The organism is Paraburkholderia podalyriae, from assembly GCF_014397785.1.
Taxonomy (GTDB): domain Bacteria; phylum Pseudomonadota; class Gammaproteobacteria; order Burkholderiales; family Burkholderiaceae; genus Paraburkholderia; species Paraburkholderia podalyriae.
The window spans coordinates 1-15,375 of the sequence record NZ_VZQQ01000002.1; the positions used below are offsets into that span (position 1 = coordinate 1).

The following is a 15,375-nucleotide window of genomic DNA, read 5'->3' on the forward strand; positions in this document are numbered from 1 at the left end:
ACTCCTGCTGGAGGACGAGGCGGATTGCCTCAACCACCAACATAAGCACCGGCGCCACTCGCCTCCCATTCGCCGCCAGAGTCGGGCCGTAGCCCCCTACCGCGCGAGCGGTTTAGTCCGTTCGGCCTTTGCCGACATTGGGGCGGGCTCGGCTCTACGTCAGCAATGTGGGGATTGCTGACGGTCGCGACATCGAGCAGCCGGACGTCAGCTTCCCGCATCAGCGAACTCACACGTTGTTCGACGCCTGCCCTTGTCTGCTGCCGTGTGAGTACATGACGACGCATGCGGGCAGGCGTTGGACAACGCTCGAGGGAGGAAACCGCGGAGTGTACCGAGGCGGCTATGGGGATTGAACTGATGCCCTGACCCACGGGATCACGCGATGATGGGTTGAAGCTGAGGCTGGGTTGATGCCGATGCGGTCCCGATGCCGTCGCACAGCGCGTTTGTCTGATCTTGCAAAGGCGGCAACGTCTGCCTGGTGCCATGCACGCAAACGTCTCCTGTTGGCGCTCGTTGCCGAAGAGCCGACAGTTGGATTGAACATCCCGGATCATTCAGGTTCATGCATTACCTCTGACCCCAGGCGGCGCGCGAATCGGCTGGCTGCGCAGCAGGATATCGATGATGACCATCGGTGCGCCGCAGTGCCGGGCATACGAAGGTCGGTGCCGTGACGTGTGGTGACACGTCTTCGCTGGCCTCAATGATTGTCGGAGCGTGCAGCAGCGTGCGTATCGTCGCCAGGTTCTGCCGCCGCACCGGGTTGGCGAGCAGGCCACAGTGACGGATGCGGTGGAAGCCGCCAGGCAGCACATGCAGCAGGAAGCGCCGCATGAATTCCTGTGGCTCAAGCGTCATGGTCTTCTGGCGTGTGCGGCCGCTGGCACGATAGTCCTTCCAGCGGAAGGTCAGGCTGCGGTCGTCGAGCGCGATGAGCCGCTGTGGGCGGCGACAATTATCACGACCGACCATGCTGCTTGACGCTGTCTACGCTGGTTGGAGATGGCTAAAGCCGATGCTCTTTGACGATGAATACGTCGAGCAGGCGCGTGCGGCGCGGCCTTCACCGGTGGCCTGGGCTCAGCGTTCGGAACAGGCGAAAGCCAAGGACGCCACCAGGCGCACGGAGGATGGGTTGCCGGTCCATAGCTTCCGCACCTTGCTCGATGACCTGGCCACGCTCACGTACAACGTCTGCCACACGCCCCGCAATCCGGACGCCAGGATCATCATGCCGACCCGGCCCACACCCATTGAGGAACAGGCGTTCCGCCTTCTGAAAGTGAATCCTGTACCCAGTACCCGTCCCGCCCGCGCACGCATAACAGCGAAAAAATCAACAGCTTGTCTTGGCGGCCTGGTCAAAGTTCGGGCTAAAGCAATCCCTCGACGAGCAGCCCGGACCGAAGGATGGCAAGAACAGCAGTCGTGACCTCGACTTGCAATACGCCTTGCGGGAGTTCGATTCCCGATGTGGAGAATAAACCGGTCGGCAATTTTTGCTGCAGTACACCCCTCAAAGCCAAGCCTGACAGCGGTTTTCGGACGATTTCAGATTTCGGGGGATGGGCAAAAATAGCCTTCCACCTCGCCCCCGACGGCCAAAGCCATAAGTAAAGCGAACCCATTATCGTCTTTTTTATTGCTTTACCCGCTCCTCGTTCTACCCGACAGTAACCTCAGCGCGCCGCCACGGCAGCTTGCAGCCGAAACGCGATTGATCAGTGCTGACGGCTACCTATGGCAATGATGACCTGCATTGCAGAAAATCTGCGGGTCCGGGAGACGAGTCGATGAGTCATATGGACAGAAGCTTAATCAACTACCGGCTTACGAAGTCAGGGGCCATTCACTTCGGCCAACACACGGCCGGCCCGGCCATGGGCATATCACCTTGCTGCTATCTCTATTAATGACGCGGGATTTATTGCGTCATCGCGATGCACGCCTGCAGGGACCTCTCGAACAGGTGATGCCTAACTGGGAATTAAGGAACACCGAAAACCATACCGCTCCGGAAAGTTTCACCATTCCCAATATCAAAGATATCGATGCTTTATTATCTAAATTATCAAAAAGACAAGGCATCGAGACGAAGACTTCAATTAATGATTAGATCCCGGATAGCTTTTTATATTTAACCGACATTAATACTGGATTCGATATGTCTAACCAAGTGATTTTGCCGCGCATCCTTCAGGTCGGCGCCAACGCCAGCGAGACAGTTTCCACGGTTCTGGCGACTCTCGGCTGCAGTCGACCTCTGATCATCACCGACAAGATGATGGTGCAGCTGGGCTATGCCGGGCGCATTCAGGAAAATCTCGCCGCCAATGGCATGACAGCCGAAATTTTCGCTGATACGGTCCCCGAGCCCACGGTTGACTCGATTCGAGCTGGCGTGGAAAAGGCTCGCGCAGGAGACTACGACAGCATCATTGCACTGGGCGGCGGCAGTCCGATCGACAGCGCCAAGGCGATTGGCATTCTTGCCAAGCATGGTGGAGAAATGCGCGACTACAAATTTCCGCGCATTGTTACCGAGGTTGGGTTGCCCATTGTCGCGGTGCCCACCACTGCGGGAACCGGCTCGGAAGTGACCCGTTTCACGATCATCACTGACGAGCAGAACGACGAAAAAATGCTTTGTGTGGGCATCGGTTTCATGCCCGTGGCAGCCTTGGTTGACTATAACCTTACCCTCAGCCTGCCGCCGCGCGTCACCGCCGATACGGGTATTGATGCGCTGACCCACGCGATCGAGGCCTACGTCAGCCAGAAAGCCAACCTGTACAGCGACAGTCAGGCTTTGGCGGCCATGCGCTTGATTGGCCCCAATCTGCGTAAAGCCTATCGATCCGGCCAGGATACAGCCGCCCGCGAAGCCCTGATGCTCGGTTCGACGCTCGCCGGTGTGGCGTTTTCCGCTGCGTCCGTGGCGCTGGTACACGGCATGAGTCGACCGATCGGCGCCCTTTTCCACGTTCCCCATGGGCTGTCCAACGCCATGCTGCTGCCCAGTGTGACCGCGTTCTCGATCCCGGCGGCGGAAGAACGCTACGGTGATTGCGCTCGTGCCATAGGCGTGGCCGACAGGCAGGACAGTACGCAGGCCGCCAACGCCAGGTTGCTCGCTGAATTGCGGTCGATCAACGATGACCTTCAGGTGCCGACGCCCGAACAATTTGGTATCGACCGCGAGCGCTTCTTCAGCTTAATGCCGACCATGGCACGGCAGGCTCTGGCCTCCGGCTCGCCTGGCAATAACCCACGCGTGCCCTCGGTCGAGGAAATGGTCGAGCTCTACCGCGGTCTCTGGTAAGCAAATTCCCACCTCAAAAAAACCGCATCTGATCTATCGAAGTGAAGGTCATTCAGATGCGACAACAACTCTTGGCATCGGGAAGCAGAACCCTATTCCCATCGCCCATTTTTGTGGCCCTTAGAGCCTGTTCCGATCCCAGCAAGGAGTATGAAATGCAGCCCTTCAACGACGACGCAGACGTGGTTCACTTCATCAACGGTCGCCGCGTGCCAGGCACAGGCACTCGAAAGCAGCCGATATTCAACCCCGCGACCGGTTCTCCGGCACGCATGCTGCACCTCGGCGACGCGTCCGACGTAAGTGCCGCCGTAGCGTCGGGGAAACAGGCGTTCCAGGGATGGAGTAATACGCCACCCATCCGTCGCGCGCGCGTCATGCGCCGCTTTCTCGAACTGATGAACCAGCACAAGGACGAACTGGCAGCGATCATGACCGCCGAGCACGGAAAAGTGTTCAGCGATGCGCAAGGCGAAGTGGCACGGGGCATCGATGTGATCGAGTTTGCCTGCGGCATTCCGCAATTGCTGAAGGGTGACCATACGGAACAGGTGTCGACCGACATCGACAACTGGACGACCCGGCAACCACTCGGCGTTGTCGCGGGAATCACGCCTTTCAACTTTCCGTGCATGGTTCCTTGCTGGATGTTTCCGATTGCGATTGCCGCAGGCAATGCGTTCATTCTGAAGCCCAGCGAGCGTGATCCCTCAGCGTCGCTCTACATGGCCCGCCTGCTGCAGGAAGCCGGGTTGCCTGACGGAGTGTTCAACGTCGTGCAGGGGGACAAGGTAGTCGTGGATGCGCTACTCGAGCATCCTGACGTAAAAGCGATCAGTTTCGTCGGTTCGACGCCGATCGCCAACTACATCTACGAGACGGGGGCAAAGCACGGAAAACGGATCCAGGCGCTTGGCGGAGCGAAGAATCACATGGTTGTGATGCCCGACGCTGACATTGATCAAGCCGTCGACGCTTTGGTCGGCGCAGGCTACGGCTCCGCGGGGGAACGGTGCATGGCGATCTCGGTCGCAGTCCTCGTAGGCGACGTTGCGGACAAGCTGATTCCGCGGCTCGCTGATCGAGCACGCTCCGTAGTAGTAAAGAACGGCACGGAGCCCGACGCCGAGATGGGGCCGATCGTCACACGTCAGGCGCTGGAACGCATTGAAAACTACATCGCGATTGGCGTCGAAGAAGGCGCGTCGCTGGTTGTCGATGGACGTGGCCTCAAAGTTCCGGGGCACGAGGAAGGCTTTTTTACCGGTGCCACGTTGTTCGACCACGTCACGCCCGAGATGCGAATCTATCAAGAGGAAATCTTCGGACCGGTGCTGTCATGCGTCCGTGCGAAGGACTTTACAGAGGCCGTCGACCTGGTCAACGCGCACGAATTCGGCAATGGCGTCGCCTGTTACACTCGCGACGGACACATCGCGCGCGAGTTCGGCCGGAGAATTGAGGTGGGAATGGTTGGCATCAACGTACCGATCCCGGTACCGATGGCGTGGCACGGATTTGGCGGCTGGAAGCGCAGCTTGTTCGGTGACACGCACGCGTATGGCGAGGAAGGCGTCCGGTTCTATACGCGTCAGAAGTCAATCATGCAACGCTGGCCGGAGAGTATCGAGCAAGGTGCAGAATTCGCGATGCCGACGGCGAGGTAGTCTTTCCACTGCAAAACCCGCTGCTGCTCCCGTGCTGTCACATCCCGGCACGGGAGAGCACACCACCGGTCCTGAAGTCGCAGGCCTTCAAATCCGAACGGAAGCGCCCAACATCATGCGCTGCGGCAAATGTCGACAACCGTTCGACCCCTCAGCTTTCCATCCATCCTTTGCACGGCTGCCTCCGGCACGTCGTGCAACGCTATTCGGTGCGTGAGTTCGGCGAGCTTTGCTCGATCCAGATCCGCAGCGAGCCGATTCCACGCTGTCTGACGATGAGCGATCGGACACATGACCGAGTCGATGCCCAGCAGTTTGATACCGCGCAGAATGAACGGCGCAACGTTCGCCGGGAACTCCGTGCCTTGCGCGAGACCACACGCCGTCACGACGCCGCCATATTTCGTCTGTGCGCATGCGTTGGCAAGCGTATGCGAGCCGACAGAATCCACAACCGCCGCCCAGCGTTCTTTCTGCAACGGCTTGCCGGCTGCCGACAGCGTGTCCCGATCGACCACATCGGCGGCGCCGATACGCTTCAGAAAATGCGCCTGCTCCGGCTTGCCCGTCGACGCCACGACCGTAAATCCCCAACTGCTCAATAGCGCGATTGCCACGCTGCCCACACCGCCACTCGCGCCGGTCACTAGCACTTCACCGTCGGCCGGCTTGACACCGGCCTGTTCCAGCGCAAGGCAGGATAGCATCGCCGTGTAGCCGGCCGTCCCGATTGCCATGCTTTCGGCCGTTGATAGTCCCCGCGGTACCGCAATCAGCCAGTCGGCCTTCAGGCGGGCTTTCTCTGCGAGGTACCCCCAGTGTGTTTCGCCGAGGCCCCATCCGTTGACGAGGACAATATCGCCCGCTTTCCAGCGAGAATCTGTCGATGTCACCACCTCACCGGCGCCATCGATACCCGCGACCATTGGCCAGGCGCGTACGACCGGACCGCGGTTCGTGACCGCTAGCGCGTCCTTGTAGTTAAGCGTCGAGTGCGCGATACGAATGAGCACTTCGCCGGCTGCGAGGGGATGCTCGTCGAGGGGTTCGGTCATCGAGGCTGGTAACCCCGGCCGAAAAACCGCTGTCATTCTGCTGCAGATAAAGGGCTGAAAAAGCCATGCTTGTCCTCTCTGACGGTGAACGCAGGCGGGCAGGCAAGGCGAAATGGTACATCCGGACACCATAAACCATTCAAGGATGTACCACTACGCCATGCCCGACGGCTTCCACGGGCATAAGGCGACAGGTGCCACGGCAAGCAATGTCACGTCGCTATCTGTCGCGCCGCGCTTCTGGACCTCAGCCACTCCATCGTCACCAGAAGCAGGCTGGAAAATACAATCAGAATTGTCGCAAGGGCAGCAATCGTCGGAGTAATGTTTTCCCGGAGGCCGATGAACATCTGCAACGGCAGTGTACCTTGTGTCGGACCCGCGATGAACATCGTGATGACGACATCATCGAGCGACGTGGCGAATGCAAACAGGGCTCCAGAAATAACGCCCGGCGCAATGATGGGCAGGGTGACGGAGAAGAACGTCGTGACGGGCGACGCACCGAGGCTCAGGCTCGCGCGCACGTAATTCTGGTTGAACCCGGCAAGGGTGGCGTTGACAGTGACCACCACGAATGGAGCAGCGATAGCGGTATGACCGAAAATCAGGCCAAGGTACGACCCGGCTAAGCCCCACTTCGCAAAGAACAGATACATCCCGACGGCAGTGACGATCACCGGCACGATCATCGGCGAGATCAAAATGCCGATCAGCGCGCCCTTGCCTTTGAACGTCGCCTTGTTGAGGCCTAACGCGGCCAACGTCCCGAGGACAGTGGCCAGGATCGTGGCAAGCGGGGTTATGATGAAGCTGTTTTTTCCGGCACGAAGCCAGTCAATCGACGTAAACAGATTGTGGTACCACTTGAACGAGAACTTGTGTATCGGATAGACCAGGAATGTATTGTCCGTGAAAGAAAGCGGGATGATCACCAGTATCGGCAAGACCAGAAACAGCAGGATCATGACATTGGTCGATCGCAAAAAGTAGTGCCACGCGATCTCGGGAGCCGATGTATAAGGTGCAAAACGCGATACGGTCGTTTTCATGGTCCTAACCTACCTTCAGTTCGTTGCCGACGATCTTTCGATAAACACCGAAAAGAATCAACGTCACGAGAAGCAGAACCGCTCCCAGTGCGCACGCCATCCCCCAGTTCAAGGCCACATTCGTGAAATACGCGATGTAGTAGCTCACCATCTGGTCGCCGGCTCCGCCCAGCAATGCGGGAGTGATGTAGTAGCCCAACGCCGTGATGAATACCAGCAGTCCGCCGGCGCCGACTCCCGGCAGTGTTTGCGGAAAGTAGACCTTCCAGAACGCGCCGAACGGGTGACTACCCAGCGAGATCGCTGCCTTCGTATAGCTGGCTGGCACCGATTTCATGACGCTGTACAACGGCAGGATCATGAACGGCAGGAGGATATGAGTCATCGAGACCAGCACCCCCGTCCGGTTGAACAGCAGTGTCAATGGAGACGATATCAGGTCCAGCGACAGCAACGCCTTGTTGACGAGGCCGGATCCTTGAAGGATGACGATCCAGGCGGAGATCCGCACAAGGATCGAAGTCCAGAAGGGAAGGAGCACCAGAATCATCAGCAGATTTGCCTTACTCGCCGGCAGACTGGAGATCCAGTATGCCAGGGGGTAGCCGAGGAGCAGCGCGGCGAGCGTTACCAGGCCGCTAATCACGAACGTTCGCTTGAATACCTCCTGATATGCCGAGGCGCCTGGATCAACCGGAACGATGTCACCGGCAGAATTGCGACGGTAGTCCGTCGTCGCGAGGAGATACTGGCTTGTGTATCGGGATGAATCTTTAGCGATTGCCTGCCAGTAACCGGGATCTTCCCAACGCCTGTCGATTTCGATCAGCTTTTGTCGAACCTCGTGCGCAGGCAGCGCTGAATCATCGTCGCCGAACGGAAGTGCGCTCGAAGTCTTGTAAAACAACGAACGGAAACCCTCCTTCTGCCCGTTCAGTCGACCGGCAGCGGTACCCGAACTGTTGTTCCCGCCGTTGCGCTCGATATCCAGCATCAGTCCGCGAAAAGCGTCATCCGGAACTGCCGATTTCCGATCCCAGTTTCGCAGCGCCGCCGTCGTGTCTGGCAACGCGTCAACGACTTCCGGACTCTGAATCGACCGCGAAATCATCGACGCAACGGGCATCACGAATACCAGAAAAATGAAAATAGCGAGAGGAGCGACCAGCGCCAGCGCCGCCATCTGCTTACGTAAATTGACGTTCCTGAGCGATCGCTTGAGCTCACGCAAATGCCAATCCTGCTGCTGAGTAGTTACCGCACTCATGTCTCTCTCCTTCGCGTACCCATGCGTTCGAGCGATGGGTACGCGATTCGCGTTATTTCGCTGCCCACGCGGTGAAACGCTGTTCCAGCGCGTCGCCGTGGTCGGTCCAGAACTCTACGTCGTTGGGGATAGCGTCTTTGCCGTTCTTCGGCGAGTTAGGCAGGTTTGCAAGAGTGGTTGCATCAAGCAACTTTAAAGCGCCCTTGTTGGTTGGTCCGTACGGGATGTGCTGCGCGAACGTAGCTTGAGCCTGAGGTTCGAGCACGTAGGCAAGGTACTTCTCGGCTGCATCCTTATTTTTTGAGCCCTTCGGAATCACGAAGAAGTCCAGCTCATAGACGCTTTGGTCCCACGAGATACCCAGGTTCTTGTTCCCTGCCCGCATTGCGGCGTCGATGCGGCCGTTATACGCGGTGGACATCGAAACGTCACCGGCGACCAGGAACTGCGGCGGCTGTGCGCCAGCCTCCCACCACTGAATGTGTGGCTTGAGTTCGTCCATCTTCTTGAACGCCCGATTGACGCCAGCCTCCGTGCCCAGCACGGTGTACACGTCTTTCGCCGGAACGCCATCTGCCATCAGTGCGAATTCGAGGTTATAACGCGCCTCCTTCTTCATGCCACGCTTGCCAGGAAATTTCTTGATGTCCCAAAAATCCTTCCAGCCCTGTGGCGTGCCCTTCGTCAGCGTCGGGTTGTATGCCAGCACGGTCGACCAGACGAATGTGCCGGCAGCGCAGGGAGTCACCGATCCAGGCAACAGATCACCCTTTTTCGCGATCCTCGACCAGTCGAGCTTCTCGAAGAGTCCGTCCTGACAGCCGCGTCCGATGTCTGCCGACTCGACTTCAACGACATCCCACGTGACATCTTTGACGTCGACCATCGCTTTGACTTTGGCCATTTCGCCCGTGTACTCAATCGCATTCGTCGGAATACCGCTCGCTTTCGAGAACGGTTCAACCCAGGCAGCCTTCTCGGCGTTCCCCACGGCGCCACCGTAATTGACCGTCGTAAGGCCGTCCGCCAATGCGAAAGCGGAACAACACATCATGGCAGCCACGCCGACCGTATTTCTAAAGAACCTCATTTCGTTCTCCTTGGCACAAGGTGATTTCGCTACGCGTGGTCAATTGAAAACTCTCAGATGATCTTCATGAAACGACAACGCGATTCGATTTCCCGGTTGGACATGGGCCGCCCCGTCCTGCCCGAGCGGAACCTTCACGAAACACTCTGTTTCTCCGGGGCAGCGGCAGCGTAGCCGGACGTGATCGCCGAAGTAGATCATCCCAAGCGTTTCGCTGTTGATGACATTGCGCTGCTGTTCGGATTGCCGTCCAATCGAGAGCCGCTCGGGACGGATCACCCCTGTGGCGTGGCTACCGACATTGAGCCCGGCAACATTCAGCGCACGTACGGTCGTACCGTCTGCAATGCGCAACTCGCAATAATTACCATCCCGGCTTACGACGGTGCCTTCCACCCGGTTACTGTCACCAATGAAGTTGGCTACAAACAGATTCGTCGGCGATTCGTAGAGCGAGTCGACCTGGTCGAGCTGTTGAATCACCCCCTGATCAAAGACCGCTACTCGATCTGACATCGTGAGCGCCTCACCTTGATCGTGTGTGACGTACACAAAGGTCAGGCCAAGGGATTCGTGCAATGCCTTGAGTTCTATCTGCATGTGCTCGCGCAACTGTTTGTCCAGCGCGCCAAGCGGTTCGTCCATCAGCACAAGCTTTGGGTTGAACACCAACGCACGCGCAAGCGCCACTCGCTGTTGTTGACCGCCTGATAGCTGACCTGGCATTCGCTTACCCAGCTTTTCCATGTGGACCATCTCGAGCGCCCGCTTGACGCGCGCGGCCCGCTCGTCTGGCGGCATCTTGCGAACCTTGAGGGGATACTCGAGGTTCTGTCCGACGGTCAGGTGTGGGAAGAGTGCATAGTTCTGAAATACCATTCCGATGTCGCGTTTATGCGGCGGAATACGATTGAGCAACTGACCGTCCAGCCAGATTTCTCCATCGGTTGGGTATTCAAACCCGGCGAGCATCATGAGACAGGTGGTCTTTCCCGAGCCGGACGGACCGAGCAAAGTGAGAAACTCCCCCTTCTGGATGTCGAGATTCAGGTCTTTGACGACGAGTGTTTCTCCGTCGTATGTCTTCCGAACATGGCGGAAGCTCACAAATGTGTTGCCCTGGTTTTGCATGATCGTTACCCTCAATGTCTTTCGGTGCGGAAGGCACCTGGCAGCGCAGGCGGTAGCGCTGTGTCTGCAGCTCGGCTGCGGCGACAGGGAGGCGCACAGGGCACCTCCTTCCCCGTGCCTCGCCATGGGCGTCTTCGCGCCATGTGCTGCGTCGCTCGGTTGAGGTTCTCGATAACGATTCCTGCGCCTCGCCGGGTGTTTTCGGTACCCGCGAGCGTGTGGTGTCGTACATGCATCTTCGTCTCCAATCTTATAAATATTCGAACACCCCTTCGCTACAGCCTTTTTTCTTCTCGGGTGCTTGCTGCTATCGGCCGCGTCCACACATCAGCGGAACGGTCGCGATTTGTTCCGGCTTGCCCGCAACGGTGACGTGTTCAGCTGGGCAGGTACTCTTCGCACCAGCTTTCGCCGACCGCCCCTCGCGCAATCAACGTCGCAATCTGGGTATCGCTGTAGCCCATCTTGCGCAAAACCCCTCGGGACGAGGCACCAAACTTTTGTGCTGGCGCCAGTGCGCAGATCGGAGCAACGTGAGGGCGAATCGCAAAAGGATCGAGTTGGGTGACGCGTCGTCCACTCGGATGCTCGGCATACACACTGAAGGAATAGCTGCCGTTATCGATGCCCGGACGATTGTCTGCAGGGCGGCTGTAGCGTTCGCGCAAGTTGTCGATATTGTCCGGAACGGCTGCCGCCACATTGGCCGCTTGCAACCGCGTCTGCCAGATTTCGGCTGAGGCCGTGGCGAGCGCGGAGCTGAGAAACGCTGCGGGATCCGCCGCGCCGCGGATGCCCGTCAGCCCCTCTACGGCGTCTAGCTTGTCCAGTTCCTTTGCGCTGGCGTCCACATACAACCAGTCATCCGCGGCCCGAAAGAAGCGTGACAGGTTGCCAAAGCCCTGGGCGCTACGGCCGGAAGGCTCATCGAACGGGGCCCGCCCTGGGTAGTCGTAGCAGAAGGGAATCTGCACCAGGTTGCCGAGCGATGCCAGGGAGGTCCGGGCACGGCTGATCTGGCCGGTTCTGGCTTTGCGATATAAAGCGGCGGCAACGCCGAGCGCTGCAGCGAACCCGCAATTCACGTCAATGGTTCCGACGTGAGCGTGTTCCTCTGGCGTTGCCATGCCGCCGCCGAAGCGCAGCATGATGCCGGTGCCGGCCTGGATCAAGTCGTCGTAACCGAGATAATCGGTCCGCGGGCCGCGACGCGGTCCCCCAAAGCAATCCAGTTGACAGAAGATCACGCCAGGGTTGACGGCCTGGAGATTGGCTTCGTCAAGACCCAAAGGTGCCAGTTGACGATCCGGTGCATTCATCACGATCACATCAACCGAACGAACCAATTGGTTAAACACCTCGCGTCCGTCAGGGTGGTTCAGGTCGACCAGGACGCTTTGCTTGCCGCGGCCCGAAGACATGCCAAAGACCACTGTGTTCCAGGGATCATAGTTGGGCGTTACGGGGTCGAGCTTGATAACGTCGGCGCCGAACCGGCCGAGGTAGGAGGTCGAATGCGGACCCGCGATGACATTGGTCAGATCGAGGACACGCACACCGTCAAGCCAGCCGCCAACATGCTGTTCGGATGGGGGCGGCAGTGCCGTGGGCGCGCACTCATCCAGGATGGCCAGGGCTTCTTTGAGACTCACCGTGCGGCGTGCGTCGGGTGAGAGCATCAGTTCGGCACTGTCTTCCAGCCAGGCGATCGCGCCAGGCTGTTTCATGTTGCCGTACTGGTGGTCGTCGACATCGACCACCAGACCAGCGGCGTTGGCGTGCTCGTCGTGCAACCACTCCTGAGTCGAGAGGTGGGGTGCCCCGGGAAAACGGCCTTCGCCGAAAATTTTTTCCCACTCGGTCGCTGTCTTGGTCAGGAACACCTCCTTCATGCGTGCCGAAATGCGCCGGGCCCAATGGTCAGGCAACGGGTAGACACCGAGTGAGGCATCCCCCTCCCACTGACAGAGAGGAAGGTATGGGTCGCTCACTGTCGGCAGCCCGGCAGATAGCATTTCCTCGTACAACCCCATCGCCTGAAGGCAACGCCTGGCGTGCGAGCGGTGTGACGGGCATACCGCATAGAACTTGCGACCGTCCGCGCACTCGTACGTGCGGTAAAAGGGATCGAGATATTCTTGCAGTTCTTCGTAGCTGAGGTTCATCGGAAGATTTTCCGACCGCCGCCGCTCAATTTCCTTTTCACGCAAGGTCTTGTAGCGTTCGGGATAACCTTCGATCTTGATCGAGTTGTAAGACAGCCCCTCCATCACCGCCGCGGCCAGAGGTACCTCGATTTGATCACCCACTCCCGTGCGCTCCCGCGCTTGCAGAGCGAGTGCCACCGCGGAGACAGCCAGCATGGTGCCGTAGGACGATGCTAGCGGCAGCGGCGAAAAGCTCGGGTTTATCCCCATCAGTACGCGGTTCTGACCCATATCGGTGAATACCCCGGAGGCCGACGCAATAATTGGCTCGAGGGCGCGCCAGTGACGACGCAACTGGTCGTTGCTGGCGAAGCCAGGGATGGACAGCGTAATGAGCTCGGGCCTTTGACGACGCAGCTCGGCAAAGTCCAGGCCCAACCGGGTCATGACATCCGGCCGGAAGTTCTCGATCACGATATCGGCACGCGCGATGAATGCTATGGCCGCCTCGAGCCCCTGCGCGGACTTCAGGTCAAGCTGCAAGCAATACTTGTTGCGGTTCAGTACGGCATTGGCCGGGCTGTCCCAAAGCGGCCCGGCAGGGGGATCGATGTGAATGACGGTGGCGCCGAGATCCGCCAGGATCATCGCCACGGCCGGGCCGGCGATGTACTGGCCAAAGTCGATGACTTTCACGCCGCTAAAAGGCAGTTGATTATGCTTTCCCATGGCTCACCGACTCATCTCCAGGACCTGCAGATCTTCCGAAACGCAGGTCATCATTGTGGTGGGTCGCCGCCAGCACCAATCAACCGCATTTCGAATGTGAGGCGAGTGGCCTTGGCGACGAACTCGGGATCACTGTCGGATACAACGGGGAGCCGGTAAAGCAATAAAAAAAACGAGGATGGGGTTGTTTTATTTATGGCTCAGGCCGCTGGAGTGAACGCGCAGGAAAATGGCCAGTCGATCACTGGCAGCCCGGCGAAATGGACGTGCGATGTCAACCTGCCTGATCAGTTCCGCGCACGCCCCTCCTGGGCCTTCGCACTCAACCAGGCCACAAACGCCGCGGCATCAGGGTTGACGATGCTGTGCGGAGAATAGACCAGGTAGAAAGCTTCACTGGTCGTAAGCCGGGATTTGAAAGGCGCTATCAGTTGCCCGGTGTCCAGCATCGACTGGACCAGCGACGAGCGCGCCAAGGCCACCCCTTGACCAAGCTCGGCCATTCTCAAAGCAGAGATCAAGGTATCGAACTGCATTCCCTTCGAAGAGTCGACCTGTCCCGCGCCTGCTTTCTTCAACCAGTATCCCCAGCCCTCCTCGTAGCCCAGGACGTGGAGTAGTTCGTGGTGACGGAGATCCTTCGGAGTAGCCAGTGGCGCCTGTTCGGAGGGCAAGAATGGGGCGCAGACCGGCAGCAACGTATCCCAGGTCAGCCGCTCGGCCTTGAGTCCCGTCCATTCTCCATGTCCATAGCGGATTTCCATATCGGCTTCGACGTCGGTCACGCTCGAATCGCCCCCCCATATGTTGCTGGTGATACGCAGATTGACCTCGGGGTGGCGTTCACGAAAGTCGGGTAAGCGCATTGCCAGCCAATGGGTAAAAAACACCAGGCTGACCCGAACGGTAAGGACTCTGCCGTGACCTTGCCCGAAGATCTCTTCAGTTGCGGCCGCCAGTCGCTCTACGGCCTCGTGGACAACCGGCAAATAGGCTAGCCCGGCCTCAGTGAGCTCGAGTCCTCTTGGCAAGCGCTTAAAGAGGACTGCCCCCAACTGCGACTCGAGTCCCTTCACCTGTTGGCTTACCGCCGCCTGGGTCAGGCTCAACTCTGTCGCCGCATGGGTGAAACTGAGATGCCGGGCAGAGGATTCAAATGCGCGCAACCAGTTAAGCGGAGGTAATCGTTTTCTCATTCTGCAGGCCGTTTGACTAAAGCTGTCCGACTTCGTGGATTAGTTGGGTGTTGCGGCAACTCAGGATCCACTAGACCCGCGGACGCTGCGGCGTTCCCAGGCGTCGACGAGTGCGTGCTCACTCCAATTGGGCAATCGAACATATGTTAGCGCGGAATTTCGAACACTCTGAAATGACAAGCCTGTCGTCGAAGTACGATACGGCCAAGGCGATCAACTACTCGCTTAACCCAGTGGAGCGCACTGACACTGTATTGCGAAGACGGTACGCTCGAGTCAGTCCTCAGGCTTCGTAGATTTGAAGCAGGGGTCTGGCTTTCTCCTGGCGTATTCGCAGCCGTTCGGCCGCAGGCTTGCCGCGAATGGATGCCTCGATGTCATAGAGACCGCCAATATATTCGAGCGCCTTTTGCGTCGTGTCGGACGGCGTTCGCACATGGATGTCGTAGAACTTTCTCCTTGCGTGGGCATGGCATGCCGCCTCACGTATCGAGCCATCGCGAAACAGCTCGTCGAAGCCCGCTTAAGCGTCCGCTTGCAGGATCCCCTGAAGCTGGCGAGATGCGTTTGAGGATGGATGCCCTTTCTACCCGGTGAGTCTCTTGAACAGCCGCAGATCCTGCGGCGCCCCTAACGACGGCAGATGGACTGCAGGGATGATTGAAGACAGCGAGCTGTCGCAGTATGAACCGGGCCGCGTGCCTCGTTCAATC

9 protein-coding genes and 3 pseudogenes are annotated in these 15,375 nt (G+C 58.7%); 3 read left to right on the forward strand and 9 right to left on the reverse strand.

Annotated elements, in window-relative coordinates:
- Positions 1-566: 566 nt before the first annotated feature.
- Positions 567-945 (reverse strand): annotated as a pseudogene (locus tag F6X42_RS46370) (transposase); the annotation flags it as partial.
- A 61-nt stretch (positions 946-1,006) separates the two neighbouring features.
- Here F6X42_RS46370 and F6X42_RS02330 point away from each other — a divergent pair.
- The 3 genes and pseudogenes from F6X42_RS02330 to F6X42_RS02340 all read left to right on the forward strand — a co-directional run.
- Positions 1,007-1,297, forward strand: a pseudogene (locus F6X42_RS02330) (IS1634 family transposase); the annotation flags it as partial.
- 873 nt (positions 1,298-2,170) lie between these two features.
- Positions 2,171-3,328 carry an iron-containing alcohol dehydrogenase gene (locus F6X42_RS02335; RefSeq protein ID WP_187632669.1) on the forward strand — a complete coding sequence of 386 codons (1,158 nt, stop codon included), beginning with the start codon at positions 2,171-2,173 and terminating at the stop codon, positions 3,326-3,328.
- A 155-nt stretch (positions 3,329-3,483) separates the two neighbouring features.
- A complete protein-coding gene (locus F6X42_RS02340) occupies positions 3,484-4,995 on the forward strand; it encodes a CoA-acylating methylmalonate-semialdehyde dehydrogenase (protein WP_187632933.1) in 1,512 nt (503 codons plus the stop codon).
- A 113-nt stretch (positions 4,996-5,108) separates the two neighbouring features.
- On the opposite strand, the gene acuI is transcribed toward F6X42_RS02340, so the two are convergent.
- From acuI to F6X42_RS02380, 8 genes and pseudogenes are all read right to left on the reverse strand, one after another.
- Positions 5,109-6,050, reverse strand: a complete 942-nt coding sequence (gene acuI, locus F6X42_RS02345) for an acrylyl-CoA reductase (NADPH) (RefSeq protein ID WP_281393909.1) — start codon at positions 6,048-6,050, stop codon at positions 5,109-5,111.
- 212 nt (positions 6,051-6,262) lie between these two features.
- A complete protein-coding gene (locus tag F6X42_RS02350; RefSeq protein WP_187632671.1) occupies positions 6,263-7,102 on the reverse strand; it encodes an ABC transporter permease in 840 nt (279 codons plus the stop codon).
- A gap of 4 nt (positions 7,103-7,106) precedes the next feature.
- Positions 7,107-8,369: an ABC transporter permease gene (locus tag F6X42_RS02355; RefSeq protein WP_187632672.1), complete on the reverse strand. Its 1,263-nt coding sequence runs from the start codon at positions 8,367-8,369 to the stop codon at positions 7,107-7,109.
- 52 nt (positions 8,370-8,421) lie between these two features.
- Positions 8,422-9,459, reverse strand: a complete 1,038-nt coding sequence (locus tag F6X42_RS02360; RefSeq protein WP_187632673.1) for a polyamine ABC transporter substrate-binding protein — start codon at positions 9,457-9,459, stop codon at positions 8,422-8,424.
- A gap of 39 nt (positions 9,460-9,498) precedes the next feature.
- Positions 9,499-10,590 carry an ABC transporter ATP-binding protein gene (locus F6X42_RS02365; RefSeq protein ID WP_187632674.1) on the reverse strand — a complete coding sequence of 364 codons (1,092 nt, stop codon included), beginning with the start codon at positions 10,588-10,590 and terminating at the stop codon, positions 9,499-9,501.
- 377 nt (positions 10,591-10,967) lie between these two features.
- On the reverse strand, positions 10,968-13,466 hold the full coding sequence (locus F6X42_RS02370) for a CoA transferase (RefSeq protein ID WP_187632675.1): 2,499 nt from the start codon (positions 13,464-13,466) through the stop codon (positions 10,968-10,970).
- A 287-nt stretch (positions 13,467-13,753) separates the two neighbouring features.
- On the reverse strand, positions 13,754-14,662 hold the full coding sequence (gene gcvA / locus F6X42_RS02375) for a transcriptional regulator GcvA (RefSeq protein WP_184010116.1): 909 nt from the start codon (positions 14,660-14,662) through the stop codon (positions 13,754-13,756).
- Positions 14,663-14,948: 286 nt separating this feature from the next.
- Positions 14,949-15,259: pseudogene (locus F6X42_RS02380) on the reverse strand (IS66 family transposase); the annotation flags it as partial.
- Positions 15,260-15,375: the final 116 nt, after the last annotated feature.